Genomic DNA, 24133 nt, shown 5'->3' with positions numbered 1-24133 from the left:
CCATTTTTTGCCTGTTTTTAGGTGAACTATTGGTCATTTTAGTCTTTTTTCAAATGTTTTATGGTATAGTAAGACCATGAAATCGAAAATCTTGGAAAACAAACGCATAAAAAAAGAGCGTCTCATCGACGCCGCCTATTCCCTTTTTTCCCACAACGACTTGAAAAACGTCAGCATTCAGGACATCGTCACCAAAGCCGGCGTCGCGAAAGGAACCTTTTATTTGTATTTCAAAGACAAATATATGCTGCGCGACCATCTCATTGGACGCGAGGTATCCGAGCTTTTTAAAAACGCCGAAGCGGCGCTGAAGGAAAACGACATCCGCAATTTCGAGGATAGCGTCATTTTTATTATCAACCACGTGCTCATGTCGCTGGAAAACAACCCCGTCGTCCTGACGTTTATCAAAAACAACCTTTCTGTCGGCGTGTTTCACGAACAGCTGCACAACGCACTGGACAACGAGGAGTCGTTCAACTTGACGGAAGCGTTTTTGAATCTCGTCAGCAAGTACCACTACCAGTACAAGGATCCGACGATCATCTTGTATTTGATCATCGAGATGGTCGGCAGCTGCTGCTATACGAGCATCACCCAAAACAAGCCGCTGCCCATCCGGGAGCTGAAACCGTTTTTATTCGACTCGATCCGCGCCATCCTGCATCAGGGCGCGCCAAACGACTAAAAAAAACTTGAGAAGGATTCGTTCCTCTCAAGTTTTTTTGTTTTAGCCTACGCTCATGACATAGATCTGGCAAGGGTTCCATTCATCCCACAATGCCGGCATGACTTCAAACTCCTTGAAACCAAGCTTTTGATAAAAGCGGTTGGTGCGATCGTACGATTCGTAAACGCCCATCCGCACCGTTTTCACCTGCATAAAGGAATAGCCGTTTTCCTTCGCCCACACCCTGGCACGCTCAACCAGCCGCGAACCGACGCCTTGACCATGATAAGCGCGCCACACACCCATGACCGCTAGTTCCACCGTGTCTTTTCCGGTTGGCCGCAAACAAACAAATCCAATCGGCCGCTCCTTTTGGAAGGCGGCAAACACGACTTGTTCTCCGCTTTGCTCGATGTATTGCTCGCGGGCGGTTTCGTCCTCGAACCATTCCGTCAGCGTTTCCAGAACGGTCCGCGTGACGACGCGAATCGTGGGCGGGTCCTGTAGCCGAACGATCCTCATCCGTTCTTAAAACGGGATTTCATGCAGCGGCCGCTTGCGCTCCACCTTTTTTGGACGCGGTTTTTTCTTCGGGCGTTTTTTGGGAAGCGGCTTTTTGACGGTGGGCTCTTCCTGCTGCTCGGCTTCCGTTTTCCATTTCGTGATCGCCGCGCACACTTTTTCCGGATCCTGGTTCGGCTTGACGGTTTCGATTGGCACGCCGCACGCGAACGGCACCCACACGTTGGCGTATGGATCGTACTCGATCCACAAATTCGAGCCGCCCCGGTACATTTGCCGGTACTTGCGGAATTGTTTTTTCTGGGCGTTTTTTTGCGCGCGCCGGTAGGCGTCGAAATCGTCGCAACGCGCGAAAAGACCCGGATCGTAAATGATTTCCTCCAGCGGTTTGGTTTCCACGCTTTCCGGCCGTTTTGGTTCCGGCTGCGCGGCAGCCGGCTCCGGTTTTTCCTCCGGCTGGTCTTTGACATCGCCAGTCAACTGGCCGATGTATTCGTCCAGCGAGCAGCAGACGCGATTTAGATCCACGCCGTACGACTGCCGAAGCAGATGGATCGGGTAATCGTATCCTTTATCGTTGGACAGCACGACATATTTCCGCTTTTTCCCGTGCTTGGCGATGGCGATGCTTAGCTGCGTCACGAGCGCGAGATCCATCTCGTTTTTCGTTTTCGTCGCCCGCGTCGCCAGGTCGATAAGCTTGATTCGTTTATGCATGCAGCTTGGATACACCTTCGGGAGGATGTTTTTGTCCTTGATATAAAAATACGCTTTCATCGTTTTCGGGATTTTGGTCGGCATGGCGTGGCCGACGTTTTCCGTATCCACAAAAACAAAAGTTTTTCCTTTTGACATATTGTTCCTTCTTTCAACGGTTCAATTATAGCAAATTCCGATTTGCTTTGAAAATGTTCCTCTTTTTTCGCCCTTGTTTCTTCGTTTTTCTCCCGATATGATAAGAAAAGAAGAAAGGAAATGGAAATATGGATTTAAAAGAAATGGAATGGACAAGAACGCCGGCCGGTTTTCGAATCGACGAAAACCGGATCGAGATCACTACGGCGCCCGGCACCGACCTTTGGCAAAAAACCTACTACCACTTTGCCAACGACAACGCGCCCGTCCTGCAATGGACGACGGAAGAGCGTTTTTTCAGCTTTGTCGTCAAAACCGAATTTCACACGACGCACCGCTTCGACCAATGCGGCATCGTCGTTTATTTGGACAGCGAGAACTGGCTCAAAGCGTCGGTCGAATACGAAAACGAGGTCTTTGGACATTTAGGAAGCGTCGTCACGAATCAAGGCTTTTCCGATTGGGCCACGACGGAAATCTCCGCCGCCATCCACTCGGTATGGTACCGGCTCAGCCGGCGCAAAGACGACTTTCGCATCGAATGCTCGTTCGATGGCGTCACGTTTTCGCAAATGCGCGTATGCCACCTCGCGAACGCCACGGACACGATTCGTTTTGGCATTTACGCCTGCTCGCCGGAAGACTCTTCTTTTACAGCGCGGTTTACGGATTTTTCGATCCTGCCATGCCAGTGGGACGCGCACGACGGACAACAGCCGGACTAGAAAGGAATTTTTATGACAGAAATCGAAAAAATGGAGCAAGGTCTTTGGTACGACGCCAACTTTGATCCGGAAATCTTAAAGCAAAGACTGCGCGCCGAACACTTAAGCTTCGCCTACAACCAGACGGATCCGCTTGACGCCAAAAAGAAAGAGGAAATTTTATGCCAGTTGATTCCTCATCATGGCAATGACGTGACGATCCTGTCGCCGGTCTTTGTCGATTATGGCACGAAAACGTCGATTGGTTCCGGAACCTTCGTCAACCACAACGCCTACTTCATGGACGGTGGAACAATCACGATTGGAAAGCACGTGTTTATTGGCCCCAACTGCGGGATGTACACCGCCAACCATCCCCTCGATGCCAGCGAGCGCAACGCGGGACTGGAAATCGCCTTGCCAATCCGAATCGGCGACAATGTCTGGCTTGGCGGCGATGTGACGATTTTGCCCGGGGTGACGATTGGCGAAAACGCCGTCATCGGCGCGAAAAGTCTTGTAAACAAAGACATTCCCGCCAACGTCCTTGCCGTGGGCAACCCTTGCCACGTTTTGCGCCCTCTTACAGAAGCCGATCGAATCTTTCACCAATCTGAAAAAAATCCAGTACAATGAAGCCAAAAGGAGAATCTGAAATGGCTGATCAAAACGAAAATCCGGTTTGGACATTGACCGGAAAAACCAACGTTCCCGTCAGCGTCGAAGCGATTTTGGCGGATGGCGAACGTGTCCTTGGCGCGTACAAGACGATACGCGACGCGCTGGTTCTCACTGACCGCCGGCTCGTTTTATACGACGTCGAAGGCTTGATGGGCGCTAGCCAGACGATTCGAACGATTCCTTATCGCGCGATTGAATCGTTTTCGATCCAAAACAAAGGAATCGGAAAAGAGGGACTTGAAATTCTCACCCGCTCGCAAACGATTTCATTGAAAGTCGACCGCAGCTGCGATATCGACGAAATGGCGAAAATCCTGGCAAAAAGCTGTGTCTAATTCCGGATCGCGCCTTTTCATAAAAAAAGAAGACATTTGTTTTTGTCTTCTTTTTTCTTACTCTTCGTGATGGCAGCCGCAGCCGTGCCCATGCCCGCCACAGCATCCTTCGCCATGATCGTGGTCATGCCCGCAGCACTCGTGCTCCTCGTCATGATGGCAGCTGCAGCCGCCTTCCATTTCCGGCGCCATGACGACCAGTTCGCCATTGACCAGGTCGATCACGATTTTTTCAGCCAGTTCTTTTTGTTCTTCCGGAATGAGAACCGAAATGCCGTCGATCGTTTCCGGTTTGTCGTTTTCATCGAATACGACGATGGCGAACACCGGTGACTTTCCACAGCAGGTTTCGTGGATTTCCATCATCAAGCCGTCCGCTTTTTTCTCTTTCAGCAGCTGCGCTAAAACAGGGCTTGCCTCGTTTGTGATTTTCATAGTTGTCGCTCTCTTTTCTTTTTATTAAAATACCAGATTTCTTGGTGTTCTTGGGTATGGCTGCACGTCGCGGATGTTTTGAATGCCGGACAAGTACATGAGCATCCGGTCAAATCCAAGTCCAAATCCGGAATGCTTGCAGCCGCCAAACCGGCGAAGATCCAAATACCACTGCAGGCTCTCGGTTTCCATACCCATTTCTTTCATCCGCTCCACAAGGACGTCGTAGCGTTCCTCGCGCTGGCTGCCGCCAACGAGCTCGCCCACGTACGGCACGAGCAAGTCGCAAGCCGCCACGGTTTTGCCGTCTTCGTTGACCCGCATATAAAACGCTTTGATGTCTTTTGGATAATCGGTCAGGAACACCGGTCCCTGCACCACTTGTTCGCACAAGTAGCGTTCATGCTCCGACTGCAAATCCATTCCCCAGAAAATATCCTTGTTTTCAAAGCGGTCTTTCGCTTTTTCCAAATGGTCGATCGCTTCCGTGTACGTCATCCGCTTGAAGTGCGAGTTCGCCACCTGGGTCACCCGGTCAATGCAGTCTTTGTCGATCATTTTCTGGAAGAAAGCCATTTCCTCGCTGGCATGCTCCAGACAATAGTTGATGCAGTATTTGATCATCTCTTCGATGCAGTCCATGTCGTCACCAAGATCGGCGAACGCCAGCTCCGGCTCAATCATCCAAAACTCGCTGGCATGGCGCGTCGTATTCGAGTTTTCCGCCCGGAAGGTCGGTCCGAACGTATAGACGTTGCGGTACGTCAACGCGAACGGCTCGACGTGAAGCTGTCCCGAAACGGTCAGCTGCGCGTGTTTCGAAAAGAAATCGTCCCCGTACTTGTCGTCTTTTCTTGTCGTGACCGTAAAGCACTCGCCCGCGCCCTCGGCGTCGTTGCCCGTGATTTCCGGCGTGTGGACGTAGACGAAGCCGCGATCCTGGAAAAAGGTGTGGATCGCCATGCTCAGCACGGAACGCAGACGGAAAATGGCGTAATACGTGTTCGCTCTTGGACGCACATGCGGAATCTCGCGCATGTATTCAAACGAATGGCGCTTCTTTTGGAGCGGATAGTCGTGATCCGCCAGCCCCAGCACCTCGACCTGGTCTGCATGGATCTCGAATGGCTGTTTTCCTTCCGGCGTCACGACGACCGTTCCTTTGACGCCGATCGCGCTGCCGAGCGTGATCTTGCTCGTTTCGGCAAAGTTTGGCAGTCCGTCCTCGTATACGATTTGGGTGTTGGAGAACGTCGAACCATCATTGAGCTCGATGAAGCCGATCTTCTTCGAGTTCCGGTTCGTGCGCACCCATCCTTGCAGTTCCACAAGCTGTCCATCGTATTGTGCCGGATCTTCTTTTAGTTTTTTCAAAAGCATACTCTCTTTTTCCTCCCTCAACAAAAAAAAGACCGTTCCAAAAAAGGAACGATCTATCACCGCGGTACCATCCAGATTTGCGTTTTCACGCACACTCTTGGCTTAACGCGCCTTCCTCGGGACCGTCTACTGTCATTTCTCCGGTCCAACTCCGCAGTTGTTGTCCAAATGCCGTCCACACCGCTTTCACCAGCCGCGGATTCTCTTTGCTGTCGGGCATTTTTCCTACTGTTTCTTCGTCTTTTCATCAAATGAATTTGTTTGAAAAACAAGTTCCTGAATTGATGATACCACATCAACAACTTTTATGACAACACCTTTTGGCACTTTGAAATGCTGATGAGTAAAGTCGACGATTCCCTTGATTCCGCACGCCACCAGCCGGTCCACCGTTTCCTGGACGTCGTGGGAAATCGTCAAAATCGCGATTCGGCACCCGTCCGGAATCTTTTGCTCCAGTTGTTCCATCGGATACACTTCCACCCCGAACTTTTCGCCGCATTTGTCCGGATCCACATCGAACGCGCACGCGATCTCCCCTACCACATAGTCCCACTTGTTGTAGTTGATCAAGGCGCGGCCAAGGTTTCCGGCCCCTACTAAAATTATTTTTTCATCAAAATCGACGCCGAGCTGAGCGTTAAAGATCTCGATCAGCCGATCCACATCGTATCCATATCCTTGTTTGCCTAAATTGCCCAAAAAAGAAAAATCACGCCGTATCGTCGTCGGCTCGATGTCGACTAAGTTGGCAAGCTCTTTGGACATGACGCGCTCGACGCCGTTTTTCTGCAACCGGCGCAACGCTTTCAAATAAATTGGATACCGATGCAGTGTCGCTTTCGGTACATCTATATTCCGCATCGTTCATCACCATAGCCATTTTACCATCATTTTTCCAATTTGTGAAATTTTTTACAAATTGCTTGATTCCGGTCCTTTTTTCGTTTTGCCAAACAAATGCACTGCCGCGCTGTTTTTCCGGCTTACCTCCAACTCCTGCATAAGCGGATCCAGCAAGTCCAAATCCCGTTCCAGCTCGTCCGCGACTTGCTCGTCGAGCACACGGAAGTAAAAGTAGGCGTAAAGACTGGCGAAAAACATCAAAGAAAGGAGCACGCTGCCAAAAATCGAAAAATGCAAGCCATACACGAAGAGCGACAGCAGCAAAACATACAACGCGACATCGAACCACAAAAACCGCTTGATTTTCGCCGCCTCGATACCTTGCAACAGCGAGCTTCGCCGCTCGGAAAACGAATGAAAGTCGCCGCGCAGCGGATTGTTGAAGTTGACTTCCTTAAACCGGCCCCGCTTGTACGGATGCTTTTTGGCGTCCACAAGCATTTGCATTTTAATCAGGCAATAGCGCTTCGCCTTTTTCCGGTCCATCTTGTCGTATTTGTAAAAATTCATTTGCAGCAGTTTCAAGTAGTCGTTATCCGAAATCCGGTCGTAGCTCATCGCCTGCGTCAAGACGTCGAGCTTGAGTGAGCTCGACGACAAAAAGCTGATTTCGTGTTCGGCTTCCTGCTCGATGCGACACAACGAAAAATAGTATGGATCAATCGAATTCGCCATTTTGATACCTGCTTAAAATTCTCGCCATTTGATCCGGGCACGATGTTCGTTTCTTCTTGCAGTCAATTCCCGCGCAGCGCTCGATAAACTCCTCGACGCGCATGCCGTGCGCCAAAGCGCAAATCCCGCGCGAGCTACCTTCGCATCCATTCACCGTTTCAATGGAATGAATACGGTCCCCTTCGATCTCAAACACCATCTTCGTCGCGCAAACGCCCGTTGGTTTTTGCTCAAATCGTTTCATCGAATCAACCTTCCTTTCATTCGTCTCAAAATCTGTCCCGCCAGCAAGGCGATACATAGACCCGCCACAATCGAAAGCGCCAGCAAAACCGGCAAAAACAACTGCATAAAATACTGCTGGTAAACAAACGTGATCGCCAGCACCTGCCCCACGTTGTGAAAACAGGCGCCCAGCACGCTCACACCATAAATCGAAAACCACGGCAAACGATACGCCACGATCATCGCCAGCATGGACAGGATCCCACCCGTAAACGACAACGCGAACGAAACAGAAAACAGCGTGCCTTGCAGCAGCGCGGCCAAAAAGATTCGTCCCAGGCACACGACGCAAAGATCTTTCGGTCCATACGCGTACAGCGCGAACAGTCCCACGATGTTGGCGATTCCGATTTTATAGCCCGGCACGATCATCACGACGGGAAAAAAGCTTTCAACCAGCTGAAAGATAATGCCCAGCGCGATCAAGAACGCCAAAATGACACTCTTTTTCACATTCATTGAATTTGCACATCCTCTCCAGCCTGCTCCCCTTCAATCGTAATGACCGTTTCGTTTGGCAGGCAGACGATCGGCGTATTCGGACTGTCGACAAATCCTTGCCGGGAACAGTAATGGTGGGGCGAGTTTTCCTGTTCGACCCGGACCGCCCCGTCTTTGACCTCGATATGCACTTTGCCAAGCGTTCCATCCACGGCATATTTGCCATCTTTGAGCAAACTGATCCGCAGCTGCTCCTCGTTTCTCACTTGCACGACGGCGACCGTGGAGTCGGGCGCCATAAAAAAGATCGGAACGATCAACCCAATCGCGACAAGCATAATGCAGACGATCAGGATGCGGTCGCCTTTGGTCATCGTCAGCTTTCTATCCATGGACGATCACCTTGATCGGCTGTTCGATCTTGTTGCCGTAACGATCCGTGATTTTCACGACAATGTCCTGCTCCCCCACCGCGTCCGTGATGCCCAGCGGCGCCTCGTAGCTGACGCCCGACAAGTCGTTGGCCTCGAACACGCTGTCCCAGTCGATCACGGATCCTGCCGCCACACTCGTTTCCTTGGGCGTGTTCGTCAAGGTAGGCGGCTGTGTATCCTTGATCTTGATCCGGAACGGGATTTCCTGCGAGCCGTTTTTGATTTTAAAATCGTATTCTCCGACGACGAGATACTCCTTCCCTAACGAGATAAAGCGGTTTTCCTTTTTCGCGATGCCGCGCGACACCGACACGACGCTCATATCCTCGGTATGGTAGTTTTTGCCGTCTTTGACATACAAAGCCGGATTGGCGTAGACGTCTTTGCCCAATTCGATCGTAAACGTCTGCTTTTGCAGCTCGACCGGCGCGGCGCATCCCCAAAGCAAAAGCAGCCCCAGCGCCCAGCTAATCTTTTTTTTCATCCATTGTCCTCCATGGCGCCGCCAGCGTCCGGATCTTGGAAAGCCGGTGCTTCATGCCCGATTTGGAAATCGTCTCGCCAAACTCCTTGTACACTTCGTCGCACAACTCGTTGACGCTTGCTTCCGGATGGCGTTTGCGCACCTCCATGACCCGCGTGATTTTTTCGGGAATCGTCAGCTTGGCGGCGTTTTCCTCCAATATGCGAATGCATTCGATTTGCTCTTTGGCGGCTTTAAACGTCTTCATCTCGTTGGCGACTTCGCAGTTATCCAGACGCGTGAGCTGATTGTAAAAGTCGCGCTGGATCCGGTTGTCCTCAAAAGCGAAGAGCGCGTTGCTCGCGTTGCAAAGCCGCAAAAAATCCGCGATCTTGTCGCCGGCCTTGATATAGACGACGTACACGTTTTTTCGCTCGATCAGACGCGCCGGCAGAAAAAAGCGTTCCATCACCTTTTGGATGCCGGCCGCGAGCTGTTCATTGGATGTCGTGATCTCGCAATGGTAGTTGGTTGTCTTGGGCGAGTTGATCGAACCGCTCGCCAAAAAGCACCCCTGCAAATACGCCCGGGCGTTTTTTTCGGAACGCGTCCATTTATACGGTGGCGCGCTGTGCAGTCCCGTTTCGTTCAAAATCATCAAGTCGTCAAGAATCTCGCTCGCCTTCTCATAAATTTGCAGTCGGTAAATGTTGTTTTTTTTCAACTGCATCTTTTTGAGCACCGACAGTCGTCCCTCGACGTGGTACAACCGCTTGACCAGTCCGTAAATGTGCTTGATGATTCCCGCGTTTTCCATTTGAAACGCCACGTACATTCCTTGCCAGTTCATGTGCAGCGTCGCCTTCACCTGCATGAGGGCGCAAAGCTGCGCCTTCGCCTCGTATATGTCGAGCGCGTCCAGACAGATCTCGCCTTTCACATCACTTGTAAACGACATTACACACGCTCCAAAATCTCTTCGACCGTTTGCTTCACGGCGTCCGGATTGTGACGGATCCGGCCCTTTTCATCCAAATAAATCAAATTGCGTTTGATGATGTCGTACGGATGGCTCTCCTTGCCTAGACGAACAGGAAAAGAGCCTTCCTTTCCGTAGTTTTCCTTGACGAAATCCGGAATCACGCTTTCGTTGAAGACGGCGATATCGACCGGATTTTTAAACGAGTGCTTCTCCAAAGCCCGAATGTGGTCTTCCAGCGTGTAGCCGTCCGTTTCTCCCGGCTGGGTCATCGCGTTGCAAAAATAAATTTTCGGGCACGGATTTTCGTAGATCGCCTGCGAGATTTCGCGAATGATCAAATTCGGAATGACCGAAGTGTACAGCGAACCGATGCCGTAAATGATCAAATCGGCTTCCTCGATGGCGTCGATCGCTTTTTGATACGGCGTGATCGTTTGCTGGTAAAACACCTTGTCAATGTGGTTGGCGACCGTCGGAATGTTCTTTTCACCGCGCACAAGCGTTCCATCCTGCATCAAGGCGTACAGCGTCACCACATCGAGGGTGCTCGGCAGGATTTGTCCTTTGACGTTCAAAATGCGTGAAATCGACTGGATGGCGCCCATAAAGGAACCCGTCGTGTCCATGAGCGCCAAAAAAATCAAATTGCCCAAACTGTGTCCGCCGATATCCTCCTCGCCCTCGAAACGATAATTCATCAAATCTGTAAACAGCGACTCGTTTTCCTCTAGCGACATCGCGCACAACACATGACGGATATCGCCCATGGCCGGCACATGGTACACGTCGCGGATGCGCCCCGTGCTGCCGCCGTCGTCGGCGACCGTCACGATGGCGGTCAAATTGACGTCCTTGATTTTTTTCATTCCCATCATCATGCTGGACAACCCGGTTCCTCCACCGATCACGACGATATTTTTCATTGGAAATCACCGTTCCTTTCGCTTTCGGCGTTGTCCTCGATGTCGCGGTGGCTTTTAAAACAGCGGTACGTGTCTTTGTAGCGGTCGAACAAGTAGTTGCAAATGCTGACCGAGCGATGCTGGCCGCCCGTGCAGCCGATGGCGACGATCATATGGGACTTGTTTTGACGGTCGTACGAGGCAAACGTGAAATCAAGATAGTCCGTCAGCTTTTTGACGAACTCCCGCGTTTCGTCCGCCGTCATGACATAGTTGTACACTTCCTCCTGGTTGCCCGTTTTATCACGCAGGCTTGGCTCGTAAAACGGATTGGGCAAAAACCGCACGTCGATGATCTCGTCGGCATCCATCGGGACGCCGTGCTTGAAGCCAAACGACTGGAACGTAATGGTGAACTCCGTCTTTTCGTTGGTCCGGAACCGGTGGCGTATGCGGTTGGCCAGCGCCTGGGTCGTCAGCTTCGTCGTGTCGACGTGGAACGTGTTTTGCGCGTTTTCCTGCAAGTGGTCGAAGTAGTCGCGTTCCATTTCAATGGCGTCTTCCAGCGTGGACGCCCGGTTCGAGGCGATCATCGGATGCTGGCGGCGGGTAAAACGGTAGCGCAAAAGCAGCTCGTCGTCGTTGCAGTCCAAAAAGATGATTTGGATTCGATTCGTGTTGTTGTCGAAGTATTTCACAAAGTACACATAGTCGATTGCCGATACCGACAAGGCGACGGATTTATATTTCGCGCTTTTTTTCTCCAGCAGCTCTTCCAAATTCGGAAGCAGCTCTTTGGGAAAGTTGTCAATGCAGTAGTAGCCTAAATCTTCGAGCGCGTTCATCGCGCTGCTTTTCCCCGCTCCCGACATGCCGGTCACAAGGACGATGTTTTCATTCATAGCAGTACCTCCCGGATATTTTCTTTTCATATTTTGACGCGTTTTTCGCGCAGTGTTCGATTGAATGGCGAACGCGCCTCGCGGCGCATTCATAATGATTATATCACCATCTTCGCGAAATCCGTCCTTCAACAAAAAAAAGAGCGAAGAATTTTGTTTCTTCTACTCTTTCTCAAACCGCTCGATGGATTCGATTCGTCCCATGACGACAATGCCGTCGCCAAATTCAAAAACGTACTCCGGATCAATGTTCGTGATGGTCTGGTCGCCGTGTTCGATGGCGATAATGTTCAACCCGTAGCGGGCGCGCAAGTCCGTTTCGATGATCGTCTTGCCGACAAGCTTGTCCGGAACCATCATTTCATAAATCTCGGTGTCGTCGTTCAGCGAGAAAAAATCAATGAGATGGTTGGACAGCAGCCGTTTTCCAAGCCGGATTCCCATATCGTGCTCCGGATAGACGACTTCGGCGCCAAGCTTTTCCAAAATTTGCCCTTGCTCCCGGGTCGTCGCTTTGGCAATGACGCGCGGAACCCCCAGGTTGATTAAGTGCAAAGTCGCCAAAATGCTCGATTCGATCGCGTTGCCGATGCAAACGATGCCGACTTCGCAGTTGCGCACGCCAATCTCGTCAAGCGCCTCTTTTGTGATGTGCTCCACCACAAACGCGTACGGCGTCAAATCGCGCAGCTCCTTGACTCTTTCGGGGTCGCGGTCGCAAATAATGATTTGATGGCCGGCCAAAGCGAGCGTCGTCGCCAGCGCGCTGCCAAAGCGTCCGACGCCGATAATGGCGTACGTCGCCGGTTCTTTCGATTTTCTAGACATAATTTCCATTCTCCTTGTTTATCCTATCATGACGCCTTCCTCGGTATAGGAAGCCTCGTTAAATCCTTTCAGCACCCACAACGTGGCGATCGTTACCGGACCGAGCCGGCCGATAAACATGCAAAGGATGAGCGTGATCTTGCTCGCCGTGCACAAATGGGGCGTGATGCCGACGGTCGAGCCGACGGTGGCGAACGCCGAAGTCACTTCGACCAGCGCCTCGTACAACCGCACATCCGGCTCGAAAACGAGCAGCAGGAACGTGCCGACAAAGACGACCGCCAAGCCAAAAAACATAACGGTCAGCGCTTTTTGAAAAATCAGCCGCGGAATTTTGCGGTGAAAAATCTCGTCGCGGTTGTTTTGAACCGTGCTGGAAATCGCTTTGAACGCGACCATGAAAAACGTCGTCGTCTTGATTCCGCCACCCGTCGATCCAGGCGAAGCGCCGATAAACATCAGGATGCAAAAAATCAGGATCGCCGCCTGGGAAAAATTGGCGAGCGGATACGTGTTGAATCCCGCGGTACGGGCGATTACGCTTTGAAACCACGCTTCCAGCCACGTTTGTCCGGATGTGAGCTTCAGCAAAATCGTTCCGCCGACAAGCAAAGTCACCGTCATGACCGTGACGACTTTTGTGTTGAGGCGCAGCGGTTTCCAGACAAACCGGTTTTGGATCAAATCGAATATAGCCAAAAAGCCGAAGCCGCCAATGATGACCAGCGCGGTCGTAATCAAATTCATCGGCACATTGTCGGCGTAATTGAGCAGCGAGTCGAATCCGCCTAAAATATCGAAGCCCGCGTTGTTAAAAGCCGAAACGGAATGGAACATGCCGTACCCGATCGCGGTTGGAACGTTGTAGTCCGGCAAAAAAACGAGTGTGGACAGCACGGCGCCGACGGCTTCCACGATAAATGTCAGCTTTAAAAAAAACTTGACCGTCTGTATCAACCCGCCGTATCCCGAAAAGTTCATGGCCTCCACGACGAGCTGCCGGGTCTTCAAGCCGATTTTTCGTCCAATCAGCAACGTAAACAACACCCCGACCGTCGCGACGCCCAAACCGCCGATTTGAATCAAAATCGCGATCACCGTGTATCCGATGGGCGTGAACGTGTCGCCGACCGGCACTGTCGTCAGTCCCGTCACGCAGACGGCGCTTGTCGAAACGAATAGCGCGTCGATAAAGCGAACCGGCGTTCCCGCCTTGTGCGAAAACGGCAGCATGAGTACCAGCGCCCCAATCAAAATCACCGCGGCGAATCCCATGGAAAGCAGGCGGGCGGGCGATTGCCTGTTGAGCCAGAATAAGATTTTTTTCATCACAATTCCACCTTATTATAATTCTTTCCTCATTTTACTAGAAAATGGGCTTTTAGACAAAATTTTAGCTTGAACTTCTCCTGATTTCAAGTTTGCAACCTCATGAATGTGGTGTATGATGAAAACAAGAACAAAAAGGATTTAATTATGAAAGCCATTATTTTTTTAGATATCGACGGCGTCCTGGCGCCAAAAAAAATGTTTTCGCCCTACGAGCCGGATCCTTTTTTAAAGGAGCGCCTTGTGAAAGCGAAAAACGATCCCGGCATCGGCCGGCTTCCGGATACACTGGTCAACCAGATCTTTCACCATTTCGACCCGGAAAGCTGCGGTTTGATTCGCATGCTTTGCCAGGCTTACGACGCCAAGCTGGTCATCACGAGTTCGTGGCGTTTGTTTTACAACGAGGAGCAGCTTCGGGCGATCATCAACATTTTTGACTTGGGCGCCTACATGATTGGCGCGACCCGACCGGGACTGCCCCGCTATCAAGTCATTCGGGAATACATCGACGAGCACGACGTGAAGCGCTATGTCGTCGTGGACGACCTCAATATGTCCCGCCAGTTTCCAAATCATTTCGTCCTCGCTTCGTACCGGTTTGAATCCGAGCAGTACGAGCAGACGAAGAGGCTGTTGTCATGGCAGCGATGACGCGCTCTCAGCGTGTGTTCCTCGCCTTGTCGCTGGGGTTGATGCTCGCGATCTTTTTGTTTTCATCGCAACCTGGCGACGAGTCGTCGTCCGTTAGTTTCTGGTTCGCCCGCTGGCTAGCGAAATGGATTGGCGAGGATGGGGCGCAGTTTCTTGTCCGCAAGGGCGCGCATTTTACGATTTACGCCTTGCTTGGCTTCTGTTTGCTGCAATCGTTTGGCTCCCGGCCGAAATCCTTTTTTTGGGTGGTGGCGTTTTGCGTCCTTTTTGCGGCGCTGGACGAGTTCCACCAGTCGTTCGTGCCGGGCCGAAGCGCCCAGCTGCGCGATGTGCTGTTGGATGGCTGCGGAAGCGCAACCGGGGCCGCAATTAGCCGCTTCTTTTTAAAACATAAATAAAAACTTATATCGTTTTAGAGAGATTTACTTTTAGAAAAAACAAAAAAACGTGTTTAATCGTTTCGATGTATATGATTTATAGACAAATTTCCGGTTTTTTTCTGAGATTTGTCTTTTTTAATAAATATGGTACACTTAAACTGGTGATAAATATGAACGAACGCGTAAAACGGATCGTTCATCTTGTGCTGGTCGCGGATTGCGTCATCCTGCTCATTTATGCATCATTCACGTATTTTATTCCGTTCTTAAATTCAGTCGTCCACCCTTCGCGGTATATTAAAACGAACGATTCGGTTTTGAACGTGTCCCTTTTATCCTTCGACCATGGCGAAGCGGCTTCGAAAACCATTTCCTTGCCGCGCGGGACCAAGGTCCAGCTTCAGGAATCCAGCGACACGACTTCGAAAGTCGAATACGACGGGGCGATCTTCGCGGTCGATAATGCGAATCTGGCCACTTCATTAACGGAATGCGTCGATACAGAATATGTATATCCTCGACGGATGATCAATTTATTCGACCAAAAAGATGGAGAGCTTACGGATGCTGTCGCTGACAAAGGGGAACAATTGGAAGTCGTGTCTGTAAGTCCGGACGATCTGGATGTTTCTACGGGGGTAGTAAAGTGGTATGAAGTCACCAAAAATGACAAAACGTATTGGGTCCCCGGCGCTTATGTGGAATCGCAAAAAGCGCTGGCGGATAAAAACTATGGATCCAACATTCAATATTTAACGTACTGGGACGAATATTACGGCAGCGGTTATTCCAAAGACGCCTATATCGACCAGATCGACTACAAGCCGATGATCAAGCAGCAATACGAGGACAACGTCATGCCGGATGTCGTGAACGCCTATCACGTTTCGCTTTCGAATCTCATCAACCATGAGCAGGAGCTGTTAAAGCTGAAAGACAAAAGCGCGATCAATGCGTTCGTGGTAGAAATCAAAAACGACGATGGAACGATTTTCTACGATTCGCAAGTGGCGAAAAAGTTTTTGAAAAATCCGCAGGAGGCCGTCGATGATTCCGTATCGCTTGAACAGCTGGACGCGCTGTTCACCCGCTTCGAGGACGCCGGGTATTATATGATCGCCCGCATCGTCACATTCAAGGATCCGGTATTCGCCAAACAAAATCCAAAAGAGGCGTACACCGACCAAAGCGGCAATCTGATCATGCACGACGGCTACTACTGGCCTTCGGCTTTCTCGCGCAAAGCGTGGCGCTACAACGTGGCGCTCGCCATGGAAATCGCGCCGTTTGTCAACGAGATCCAGTTCGACTATGTGCGGTTCCCGGATGGCACGCTGCAAAATTCTCTGGACGGGACGGGCGACTTTCACAACAAGTACGACGAAAGCAAAGTGGCGGCTCTTCAGGGCTTCCTCTCGTACGCCCACACGCTGCTGGCCGACCAGCATGTCTACGTCGGCGCGGACGTGTTCGCGTGGCCGGTCGTGTCCAAAGACGACCAGGATATCGGGCAGTTTCTGCCCGCTCTGGCCAACGTGGTGGATGTCGTTTCGCCGATGCCTTATCTCGACCATTTCTCGTACGGGGCGATGGGAATCGCCGATCCGATGAGCGCGCCGCAGGAAACGCTGTACAAGTTTTCGTCAATCACGAAGACCCAGCTCGACAATCTAGAATATCCGGCCCGCTATCGAACCTGGGTTCAAGGCTACAACGTGGACGCCCAGGGAATGCGGGCGCAAATCGACGGCATTCAGGACGCCGGGTATGACGGCTATATGATTTGGGCCGGCAACGGCGATATGGAGATTTTGGAAACGATTCTTCCAGGTCTTCAGGATCCAGCGCAGTAAAACAGGAAAAACCAGTTCAATCGCGAACTGGTTTTCTTTTATTTGTTGAAATGGTACGTGCGGTTGACAAATTTTTCCGCGTTGACCAGCACCCGCTCATGCGAGCCTTCTCCAATCAAATCGTCCCCCTGGAACGCCTGCACCCAGAAGGAAAATTTCTTGTCGTTTTCCACGTTGGTAATCGTGGCCACGATTCGAATCGTCGCGCCCAGCGGCGAAGCCTTGACATGGGAAACGTCGATTTTGGTGCCGACACTTGTGATGTCCTCGTCCAGTTTCAAACAAAGGCAGGCCGCCTCTTCCATCCAGGCCACCATTTGCGGCGTCGCCAGCACTTCCAAAGAGCCCGATTTCATGGAGGAAGCCAGACCCGACTCTTCCACGACGCGTTCGATTTCTGCTTTCATATTCATCATGTTGCTTATCCTCTTTTCATAAAAATTTTATCGAATCGACGACCACAAATCAAGAAAGACCATCCGTTCACACGACAAATCCGGTTTCAACCGGACATTTTTTCCTTCTACGCGAAAAAAGCGCGGTCCATCTTTTCCAGATTTCTCCATTCGTGGTATAATTTTTTTCATGAACGATGCAATGATCTTGAATAAATCAAAAAACCGCGTCCTCGCGCATTTGATCTTTTACTTTATTTTCATTTGCGCCTACGACGTGATGACTTACTACGTTTTAACACTCGACTTTTTCGCGAACACCGGCTTCGCCTACGTGTATTTGGGCCTCGCGCTGGCGCAAGTCCTGATCTTTTTGATCGCTTTCGGCTTGCTGGCGACCGGTCAAAAATGGACCCGGATCGTTTACTGGTTCGCCTACCTGGCCAATCTGGCCTTGTTTTACGTGCCCATTCACGCCTTGCTTCAAAACCTGTCGCAGTTTTTGACGCTGGGCACCTGCCTCGCCCTCCTGTTTGTCGAGGCACTCATCTTGTTTCGAATCGGCATGTATTTCCACCACAATCCGTATTGCCGGATTTTCTACGACCATATTTTGTCCGAGGAAATCGAGCAAAAATTCATGGCCGCCGCGCCTAAGGAGCGAAAACTCGTTTTCGACCAAACCACGACCGCGTCGACGCCTGGCGTTGCGCCGGTTCAGGAAATCGTCGAGGAGGAAGTGGAAGAGGAAGTCAAAGAGCCTCTCACCTATCCGCAAATGGCGTTCCGCCTGGGGCTTTGCGTGTATGGCGAGTTGATTGTGTTTCCGATTTTGTGCACGCTGTTTTCCAGCTTTTTCGCCAGTTTCGATTTGCAGCAAGTGTTCGCGGTCCGGGAAATGTTCATGCTTTGTATTTTCTCGGCGTTTATTTGGACGATTCCCGTCTTTTACTTGTATTACGATCAGCCGCGTTCCAAAACCATCGTCTGGGGCTGTCTGGCGGTCGAAGCGCTGCTTTTGATTTGGACAGGAAGCCGTTTGTACGGCTACTGGGCCTCTGATCTTTATCCGCTTCGCGCCATTGTTTTGTTTGGCTTGCTGGATCTGGTTCGACTGGGCATTCTCGTCTATTTTGCCAAGCCGGTCCTGACGACGCCGCACCGGCCCGAACCCATTCACCTGCCCTAAAAGAAAAGACCGTTGACAAAGGAAGGGTTCTTACAAGAAGTTTATTACGGAATCCATTGAACGGAAGGAAAATTTATGATCCTTCCGTTTTTTTGTGCATCTTCCTTTCTTTGGTCCGGATTGTGAAGTCCAATAGGATCAGGTAGCTTAGGAGGCGTTTTTATGTCTAAATCTCAATCGGTTATGCCGGTTTTTTCCGTCGATGATTTTTTGTTTGGCCATGATTTGATGGACGATCCAGACCAGAAATCTTATTTCGACAAAGAGAGCAACTCACTCCATTTATTCAAATGTCAAAAAAAATCAGTCCATCCTGTATGTCCTTATTGTGGAGAAGAGGCAACTCGCACGAATGGATGGGAACGACGTACTTGCCAGCTTTTTCCGATCCATGGCTTTTCTGTTTTTCTCCATATCCGTCAGCGACGTTTCAAGTGTGCAAATCCACATTGTTCGCACTACACGTTCACTTTGGAAACGCCGGGTTTCAAAGCCTATCAGCATCGCAGCGATTCTTTGAACATTGCGCTTTTTGCGTTGTCCATCTTTTTCAGCGATACGGCCCTTTCGCTTCTTTCCAGACAGTTTGGACTCCAAGTCAGTCGGGAATCCATCCGCAATCTTTTATCCCATGTCGAGATCAAAGACGAGCCGGACATCGACGCGATTGGGGTAGATGATGTGTGCCTCAAAAAGGGCCAGACTTACTACACAGTTATCTATGACGCACACGACCATCATCTTTTGGCTCTGCTCCAAGGCAGGGATGGACGCGAATTGACAGAATGGCTCAAAAAACATCCAAAGATAAAAGTCGTGGCCAGAGATCGGGCGAGTGCCTATGCCAGCGCCATCTCCAAGGTACTTCCCGACTGCGCGCAGGTAGCGGACCGATTCCATCTGCTGGACAACCTGCTCGAATATCTACACAAGATGATCCAGAATGAAGTGCCAGGTACCATCTTCGTAGAAGAGGATAAGATCCTTGATCATGAACCAAAAAAAGAATGGCTGCCGATCCGGTATGATCCAGCCCTTTTAGACAGCCTTCACTATGACGATACGCCGCCCGTCGATGAAAACGGGAAAAAGATCCTGTTTATCGACAAAAGCGCGTCTCGAAATCAAAAACAATATCAGCGTCAAGCCGAATCAAGAAAGAAAAAATATCAAAAGGTGAAAGCGACCCGGCAGGCTTATTTCAATAAGGAGAGGCCTAAGAAGAAAGATCTGCAAGAGCGATTCCGTATTTCGAACGCGACTTTAGACAAATATTTGAGCATGAGCGAAGAGGAAGTGGAAAAGCTTCTGGAAATCACTCCCTATAAGAAGCGGGACACCCCGGTCAATCCGTATCTAAATAGGATTTATAAGATGCTCAAGGACAATGTGGATCCGCCGTTGATCTTCGCCTATATCCTTCATCAAGGATATCAGGGAAGCCAAATATCATTAGAAAATCATATTAAAGCGATCAAAGAAAATAATTTTGGAGGAAAAGTGTCAAAGGTATGGAACGTGGAAAAACACTATTCCGAAAAAATCGATACGATCAAGTCAAATGCCATTCTCAGATATGTGACGATCAAGGACCGAGAGAAGATGAAATATACAAAAGTTGCGGTTTATTATTCCAAGATAAAAATTAAATATCCGATAGTCGAAGAATGCGAAAATATATGGAATGAATTCTATAAAATATTGATGGGGAATGACCCGAATAAGATAGATGAATTTATTAAAAAAGAAAAAGAAACAAAGATCCATAAATTCGTGGAAGGACTAAAAAAAGATATCGCCGCCATCAAACACGCGATATCTTCCGCGATAAGCTCTGGTTTTGTCGAAGGGGGCAATGACCGGTATAAACTCGTCAAACGAACGATGTTCGGACGAGCCGCCTATTCGATAAGACTTATGCGATTTCTATTATAATGCGGACCGGGATAAAAGCCAGCGAATTGATAGAGAAATGGATTCATGAAGATGGAAGAATCAAAAAGGAGATGCCAGTATTCTGACATCTCCAATAATGGCTTTATCCAAGCGTTACAAACTTTTTGTAAGAACCAAAGGAAGTCGACAGTCTTTTTTTAATCTTCTTCAAACGTTTTCAAATACGCCAGCAGCGTCTGAAAATCGCCATGGGCGAACAAGTCGATATTTTGGTTGGAGCGGTTGATCAAATGGTCCGTCAGCAAGAACGTGCGCATCCCCAGCTTTCGGGCCACCATGTCCTCGTCCACGTCGTTGCCGACCATGACGCACTCTTCCGGCTTCAAGTCGAAGTCCCGCAAAATGTTTTCGTAATACGCCAAAGACGGCTTGCACGCGCTGGCGTTTTCATACGTGGTCACCAAGTCAAAATCGTTTGGATCCAGTCCCGCCCAGCGAATCCGGGAATACGTCGCGATTTGGGGAAACAGCGGGTTGGTCGCCAGCATCAGCCGGTATTTCTTTTTCAAAGCCTCCACGATTTTCTGGCTTTCAGGATTAGCCGGACAAACCTTTTGGATCTCCTGAAACTCCTGCTCGTAAAAGCGCTCGAAAACGGGAACGTATTCCAAAATGCTCTCTCCATACATTTCCTCCATCTTTTTCCAGAATACGCGCTCGTTTCTTTCCGGGCCCTGGTCTTTGATCATTGCCTCCGTCGCCGCCCAAATGCTGCGAATCAGCTGCCGGGAATCGAAGGCGTACGCCATTTTGGCCGCCAGCTTTTGAAAATACAACTCGACGAACTGCTCCTGGTCCATTGGCAAAAGCGTTCCATCCAAATCAAATAAAATTGTTTTAATCATACGTTTAATTATACACGATTGGAATCGTCACGGAAAGAGTCGTTCCCTTTCCTAAAACGGATCGAATACGAACCTCGCCATCATAAAACAAGGCGATGTGCTTGACGATCGACAAGCCAAGTCCCGTTCCCTTTTTCGTGTTCGTATCCGCCCGGTAAAAGCGCTGGAACACCTTTTCCTGCTCGTCTTCGGCAATCCCGATTCCGGTATCCACCACGGTTAAATGCATGTTTTCCTCTTTGGCGCTCAAGTGGATGTGAATCGTTCCGCGCGGTACATTGTACAACACGGCGTTGTGCACCAAATTGGAAACGAGCTCCTCCATATACGGCTTGTACGCGTACACACGAACCGGCTTCAGCATCGTCGTGATCGTCAGCTGCTTCTCGTTCGCCAGCGGTGTCAGGCTTTTGACTATGGACTGGACGACATCCTGCATCTCGACGATTTCCGCCGGCCCGTTGTGCTCGTTTGATTCCAGACGGGAAATCATCAAAATATCCTGAATGAGCCGGGTCATGCGCCGACTTTCCAAAAGGATGCGGTCGATGCAATCCGCGCGCATCGCCTCTGTCAGCTCGTCTTGTTTTAGAAGCTCCGCGTAGCCTTGAATGCTCGTCAGCGGGGTTTTTAGCTCGTGGGAGGCGTTAGAAAAAAAGAGCTGCTTCATTTGCTTGTCGTTTTCCAAGTCGTGGATTTGCGAATTGATCTTGCGATCCATTTCCTCGATCGAGGAAGTAATTTCCTGCAATTCGGGACAGTCGTAGTCGTCCAGCTGGATCGGCTCGTCTTGGCGGTTTCGCACTTTTACGGAAATCTGGTGGATGGGCTCGAGCAGGATCCTGGAAAAGTGGCGAATGCAAATATAGGCGAGTCCGCAAGAAAACGCGAAGATGAAAATGAAAATCGGCAGCGTGTGGCTGACGCTTTCGTTCAAGCCTTCCAGCGGCATCGCCAGCCGGATGATGCAGTGGTCCTTTGGCATGTATTTGGCCACATACAAAAAATTCATGTGCGTCGTCGCGGAATAGCGTGTCTGGCTTCCACTTCCCTTTTCCAGGGCGAGCTGGACTTCCTTGCGCTGGAGGTGGTTTTCCGTTTCGTGGGCGTACGTGTCGCTTAAAACGGTCCCATCCTCGGCGATGACGCTCAGACGAATATCGCTCTCTTCCAAAAATTTGGAAAACGTGTCGGTTTCGCGGGGCGCGATGCTGACAAGGTCGATCATGTTTTCAAGCGTCTGCACTTCTTCCTGAATGTATAGCGTGTGGAAAACCATGTACAAACCGGTAAAGGAAATGAAAAGGATCATCAAAAGGATCCCCATAAAGATCGCGGTAATTTTCTTTCTCATAACAACCTCTTTTCTTTATCCTATCAAAAAAAATCCCTTTCGGGATTTCTATTGTTCAACTTTCCTGCAACGTATATTCGGCCAGCTGGGTCGCGTGGTCCGAAATACGCTCGTAGTTGTAAATCGTATCGAGGAAATAAATGCCTTCCTGCACGTTGTACGACTGCTCGCTCATCCGGTGCATGTACGACTGCCGCATCGTCTTTTCCATTTCGTCGACGCGGTTTTCATGCTTCTCGACTTTTTTGTACTGATCCAAATCGTGATTTTCCCGCATCTTCAACGCGTATTTCATCGTCTTGTAGGCGTGGGAGGAAATCGTGTTGATATCCTCGATCATCGTTTCGCTCATTTTATGCTCCAGCATTTGCTTCGAGCCGTTGAGAATGTGCATGCAGTAATCCGAAATGCGCTCGATGTTGTTGATGGCCAAAATCGAGTGCTGCAGTTCCAGCTTGTCGGCTGGCGGCAGCGTCGCGATGTCGACCTTTTCCAAATACGAGGTCAGCTCTTCCTGAAACCGGTTGATCTTGCGCTCGTTTTCCTCCATCTTTTCGAAATGGTCGTGCGAAACGAGCACGTCGCGGGAATAGGAAATGTTGCTTAGGGCCAGCGCGCCCATCCGGATGATTTCCTGCCGGACGACATCGAAGGCGATCCCCGCGTTTTGGAGCAAACGCTTATCCAAGTGCACGAATTCTTTTTCCTTGATTTCCTCGTGCTCGGGAATCATTTTTTGCGCCAGCTTCACCAGCCAGTTGGCGAACGGAAACAACAAGATCGTCGTCGCGATGTTGAAGCCGGAATGGAACAAAGCCAGCGAGGTGCCGGTCACGGTGGATTGCGCCACAAGCGGATTGAGCGCGAAGAAAATCCAAATGACCGAACCAATCAAGATCGAGCCAATGATGTTAAAGAGCAAGTGCAGCATGGCCGCCCGCTGGGCGTTGCGATGGGCGCCAATACACGACAGCAGCGCCGTCACGCACGTTCCAATGTTTTGTCCCAGGGCGATAAAGGCCGCCGCGCTCCAGTTCACGACGCCGTTGAACGCGAGCGTCTGCAAAATTCCCATCGAGGCGGAGGATGACTGAATCACCGCCGTCACGACCGCGCCGACAAGCAAACCGAAAATCGGATTGGAGCCGATGACGGTAAAGGCCTGGTAGAAGATCGGCTCGTCGCTGTAAGGCTTGATCGCGCCGGACATGGCGTTCAAACCAATGAACAAAATACCGAATCCGACAAGGATGCTCGACGTTTGCTTCATCCGCTCGGTTTTGGCAAACAGCAGGATGACCGTTCCGATAATGAGCAAAATCGGCGCGAAGAAATCCGGTTTAAAAAACGATCCCCATTCCGACATGGAAACGAGCCAGCCGGTCATCGTCGTTCCGATGTTGGCTCCCATGATAATTCCAATGGCCTGGCTTAGGTCCATCAGCCGGGCATTGACAAACCCGACAACCATGACGGTCGTTGCCGAGGACGACTGGATAATGGCCGTGATCAAGGCGCCGACCAGCACCCCGACGACGCGGTTGTTGGTCAGCATCGCCAGTAGTTTTCTTGTTTTCGCGCCGGCGGATTTTTGCAATCCATCCGCCATCAGCTGCATACCGTAAATAAACATTCCAAGACCGCCCCCGAACGCAAGGACGCTTTTTAAAATTTCAAGATTCATGAAAAATTTCCTTTCTCTTTCGAATTTAGTTTACCACGTTCAACTTTTTCAAAAGTAAAGGAAACGTAAAGCTTTCCACCCGCTCTTTACATGG

General features: G+C 50.3%; 28 protein-coding genes. 9 read left to right on the top strand and 19 right to left on the bottom strand.

Translation table 11 applies throughout. The features are described 5' to 3' along the window. The first annotated feature begins 76 nt into the window (after nucleotides 1–76). Nucleotides 77–688, top strand: coding sequence for a TetR/AcrR family transcriptional regulator (locus tag ABNS49_RS00355; RefSeq protein WP_135979932.1), 612 nt, complete (start codon nucleotides 77–79; stop codon nucleotides 686–688). Between the two features lie 42 nt (nucleotides 689–730). Here ABNS49_RS00355 and ABNS49_RS00350 read toward each other — a convergent pair whose 3' ends face one another. Continuing rightward, nucleotides 731–1192 carry a GNAT family N-acetyltransferase gene (locus ABNS49_RS00350; RefSeq protein ID WP_135979933.1) on the bottom strand — a complete coding sequence of 154 codons (462 nt, stop codon included), beginning with the start codon at nucleotides 1190–1192 and terminating at the stop codon, nucleotides 731–733. A 6-nt stretch (nucleotides 1193–1198) separates the two neighbouring features. Next, a complete protein-coding gene (locus tag ABNS49_RS00345) occupies nucleotides 1199–2047 on the bottom strand; it encodes a hypothetical protein (RefSeq protein WP_135979934.1) in 849 nt (282 codons plus the stop codon). Between the two features lie 128 nt (nucleotides 2048–2175). On the opposite strand from ABNS49_RS00345, the gene ABNS49_RS00340 reads away from it, so the two are divergent. From ABNS49_RS00340 to ABNS49_RS00330, 3 genes are read left to right on the top strand one after another with little or no spacing between them, the layout of a single operon-like run. After that, nucleotides 2176–2772 (top strand): DUF1349 domain-containing protein, encoded by a 597-nt coding sequence (locus ABNS49_RS00340; protein ID WP_135979935.1) that lies wholly within the window; start codon nucleotides 2176–2178, stop codon nucleotides 2770–2772. A gap of 12 nt (nucleotides 2773–2784) precedes the next feature. Continuing rightward, on the top strand, nucleotides 2785–3387 hold the full coding sequence (locus tag ABNS49_RS00335; RefSeq protein ID WP_135979936.1) for a sugar O-acetyltransferase: 603 nt from the start codon (nucleotides 2785–2787) through the stop codon (nucleotides 3385–3387). 20 nt (nucleotides 3388–3407) lie between these two features. Continuing rightward, nucleotides 3408–3767, top strand: a complete 360-nt coding sequence (locus tag ABNS49_RS00330; protein ID WP_168353555.1) for a PH domain-containing protein — start codon at nucleotides 3408–3410, stop codon at nucleotides 3765–3767. 57 nt (nucleotides 3768–3824) lie between these two features. Here ABNS49_RS00330 and ABNS49_RS00325 read toward each other — a convergent pair whose 3' ends face one another. The 13 genes from ABNS49_RS00325 to ABNS49_RS00265 all read right to left on the bottom strand — a co-directional run bounded on the left by ABNS49_RS00325 (nucleotide 3825) and on the right by ABNS49_RS00265 (nucleotide 13729). Then, nucleotides 3825–4202 (bottom strand): hypothetical protein, encoded by a 378-nt coding sequence (locus tag ABNS49_RS00325; protein WP_135979938.1) that lies wholly within the window; start codon nucleotides 4200–4202, stop codon nucleotides 3825–3827. Nucleotides 4203–4226: 24 nt separating this feature from the next. Then, complete coding sequence (gene asnS, locus ABNS49_RS00320; protein ID WP_135979939.1) at nucleotides 4227–5582, bottom strand: asparagine--tRNA ligase; 1356 nt, start codon at nucleotides 5580–5582, stop codon at nucleotides 4227–4229. Between the two features lie 225 nt (nucleotides 5583–5807). Next, nucleotides 5808–6446, bottom strand: a complete 639-nt coding sequence (locus ABNS49_RS00315) for a redox-sensing transcriptional repressor Rex (protein ID WP_135979940.1) — start codon at nucleotides 6444–6446, stop codon at nucleotides 5808–5810. Nucleotides 6447–6497: 51 nt separating this feature from the next. Beyond that, the gene (locus tag ABNS49_RS00310; RefSeq protein ID WP_135979941.1) at nucleotides 6498–7163 is read right to left on the bottom strand and encodes a hypothetical protein; all 666 of its coding nucleotides are present in this window, start codon (nucleotides 7161–7163) and stop codon (nucleotides 6498–6500) included. Further along, the gene (locus tag ABNS49_RS00305) at nucleotides 7147–7407 is read right to left on the bottom strand and encodes a TIGR03905 family TSCPD domain-containing protein (RefSeq protein WP_135979942.1); all 261 of its coding nucleotides are present in this window, start codon (nucleotides 7405–7407) and stop codon (nucleotides 7147–7149) included. The genes ABNS49_RS00310 and ABNS49_RS00305 overlap by 17 nt, the downstream gene beginning before the upstream one ends. Continuing rightward, on the bottom strand, nucleotides 7404–7907 hold the full coding sequence (locus tag ABNS49_RS00300; RefSeq protein WP_135979943.1) for a Gx transporter family protein: 504 nt from the start codon (nucleotides 7905–7907) through the stop codon (nucleotides 7404–7406). The genes ABNS49_RS00305 and ABNS49_RS00300 overlap by 4 nt, the downstream gene beginning before the upstream one ends. Beyond that, a complete protein-coding gene (locus tag ABNS49_RS00295; protein WP_277820786.1) occupies nucleotides 7904–8281 on the bottom strand; it encodes a NusG domain II-containing protein in 378 nt (125 codons plus the stop codon). The genes ABNS49_RS00300 and ABNS49_RS00295 overlap by 4 nt, the downstream gene beginning before the upstream one ends. Beyond that, nucleotides 8274–8807, bottom strand: a complete 534-nt coding sequence (locus tag ABNS49_RS00290; RefSeq protein WP_135979944.1) for a hypothetical protein — start codon at nucleotides 8805–8807, stop codon at nucleotides 8274–8276. Before ABNS49_RS00290 ends, ABNS49_RS00295 begins: the two co-directional genes overlap by 8 nt. Then, on the bottom strand, nucleotides 8791–9744 hold the full coding sequence (gene whiA / locus ABNS49_RS00285; protein ID WP_135979945.1) for a DNA-binding protein WhiA: 954 nt from the start codon (nucleotides 9742–9744) through the stop codon (nucleotides 8791–8793). The genes ABNS49_RS00290 and whiA overlap by 17 nt, the downstream gene beginning before the upstream one ends. Further along, nucleotides 9744–10691, bottom strand: coding sequence for a gluconeogenesis factor YvcK family protein (locus ABNS49_RS00280; protein WP_135979946.1), 948 nt, complete (start codon nucleotides 10689–10691; stop codon nucleotides 9744–9746). Before ABNS49_RS00280 ends, whiA begins: the two co-directional genes overlap by 1 nt. After that, complete coding sequence (gene rapZ, locus ABNS49_RS00275) at nucleotides 10688–11572, bottom strand: RNase adapter RapZ (protein ID WP_135979947.1); 885 nt, start codon at nucleotides 11570–11572, stop codon at nucleotides 10688–10690. The genes ABNS49_RS00280 and rapZ overlap by 4 nt, the downstream gene beginning before the upstream one ends. A gap of 162 nt (nucleotides 11573–11734) precedes the next feature. Then, nucleotides 11735–12400 carry a TrkA family potassium uptake protein gene (locus ABNS49_RS00270; RefSeq protein WP_135979948.1) on the bottom strand — a complete coding sequence of 222 codons (666 nt, stop codon included), beginning with the start codon at nucleotides 12398–12400 and terminating at the stop codon, nucleotides 11735–11737. Between the two features lie 18 nt (nucleotides 12401–12418). Continuing rightward, complete coding sequence (locus ABNS49_RS00265; RefSeq protein WP_135979949.1) at nucleotides 12419–13729, bottom strand: potassium transporter TrkG; 1311 nt, start codon at nucleotides 13727–13729, stop codon at nucleotides 12419–12421. A gap of 147 nt (nucleotides 13730–13876) precedes the next feature. Between ABNS49_RS00265 and ABNS49_RS00260 the strand changes: the two genes are divergently transcribed. The 3 genes from ABNS49_RS00260 to ABNS49_RS00250 all read left to right on the top strand — a co-directional run bounded on the left by ABNS49_RS00260 (nucleotide 13877) and on the right by ABNS49_RS00250 (nucleotide 16616). Beyond that, nucleotides 13877–14383, top strand: coding sequence for an HAD domain-containing protein (locus tag ABNS49_RS00260; RefSeq protein WP_135979950.1), 507 nt, complete (start codon nucleotides 13877–13879; stop codon nucleotides 14381–14383). Further along, a complete protein-coding gene (locus tag ABNS49_RS00255) occupies nucleotides 14371–14781 on the top strand; it encodes a VanZ family protein (RefSeq protein ID WP_135979951.1) in 411 nt (136 codons plus the stop codon). The genes ABNS49_RS00260 and ABNS49_RS00255 overlap by 13 nt, the downstream gene beginning before the upstream one ends. A gap of 152 nt (nucleotides 14782–14933) precedes the next feature. Then, complete coding sequence (locus ABNS49_RS00250; RefSeq protein ID WP_168353556.1) at nucleotides 14934–16616, top strand: putative glycoside hydrolase; 1683 nt, start codon at nucleotides 14934–14936, stop codon at nucleotides 16614–16616. A gap of 38 nt (nucleotides 16617–16654) precedes the next feature. On the opposite strand, the gene ABNS49_RS00245 is transcribed toward ABNS49_RS00250, so the two are convergent. Continuing rightward, the gene (locus ABNS49_RS00245; RefSeq protein ID WP_135979953.1) at nucleotides 16655–17032 is read right to left on the bottom strand and encodes a thioesterase family protein; all 378 of its coding nucleotides are present in this window, start codon (nucleotides 17030–17032) and stop codon (nucleotides 16655–16657) included. A gap of 169 nt (nucleotides 17033–17201) precedes the next feature. Here ABNS49_RS00245 and ABNS49_RS00240 point away from each other — a divergent pair, with 169 nt between their 5' ends. Beyond that, the gene (locus tag ABNS49_RS00240) at nucleotides 17202–18200 is read left to right on the top strand and encodes a hypothetical protein (RefSeq protein ID WP_135979954.1); all 999 of its coding nucleotides are present in this window, start codon (nucleotides 17202–17204) and stop codon (nucleotides 18198–18200) included. A gap of 162 nt (nucleotides 18201–18362) precedes the next feature. After that, nucleotides 18363–20135 carry an ISL3 family transposase gene (locus tag ABNS49_RS00235; protein WP_305085569.1) on the top strand — a complete coding sequence of 591 codons (1773 nt, stop codon included), beginning with the start codon at nucleotides 18363–18365 and terminating at the stop codon, nucleotides 20133–20135. Between the two features lie 158 nt (nucleotides 20136–20293). Here the strand turns inward: ABNS49_RS00235 and ABNS49_RS00230 are convergent, their stop codons facing one another. The 3 genes from ABNS49_RS00230 to ABNS49_RS00220 are packed head-to-tail and all read right to left on the bottom strand — an operon-like array spanning nucleotide 20294 to nucleotide 24039. Next, the gene (locus ABNS49_RS00230; RefSeq protein ID WP_135980046.1) at nucleotides 20294–21001 is read right to left on the bottom strand and encodes an HAD family hydrolase; all 708 of its coding nucleotides are present in this window, start codon (nucleotides 20999–21001) and stop codon (nucleotides 20294–20296) included. Between the two features lie 4 nt (nucleotides 21002–21005). Next, nucleotides 21006–22355 (bottom strand): ATP-binding protein, encoded by a 1350-nt coding sequence (locus ABNS49_RS00225; RefSeq protein ID WP_135980045.1) that lies wholly within the window; start codon nucleotides 22353–22355, stop codon nucleotides 21006–21008. A 55-nt stretch (nucleotides 22356–22410) separates the two neighbouring features. Continuing rightward, the gene (locus tag ABNS49_RS00220) at nucleotides 22411–24039 is read right to left on the bottom strand and encodes a Na/Pi cotransporter family protein (protein WP_135980044.1); all 1629 of its coding nucleotides are present in this window, start codon (nucleotides 24037–24039) and stop codon (nucleotides 22411–22413) included. Between the last annotated feature and the right edge of the window lie 94 nt (nucleotides 24040–24133).

It is taken from the genome of uncultured Dubosiella sp., assembly GCF_964018005.1.
GTDB classification, from domain to species: Bacteria; Bacillota_I; Bacilli_A; order Erysipelotrichales; family Erysipelotrichaceae; genus Dubosiella; species Dubosiella muris.
This window is presented reverse-complemented; position numbering and strand designations above follow the sequence as displayed.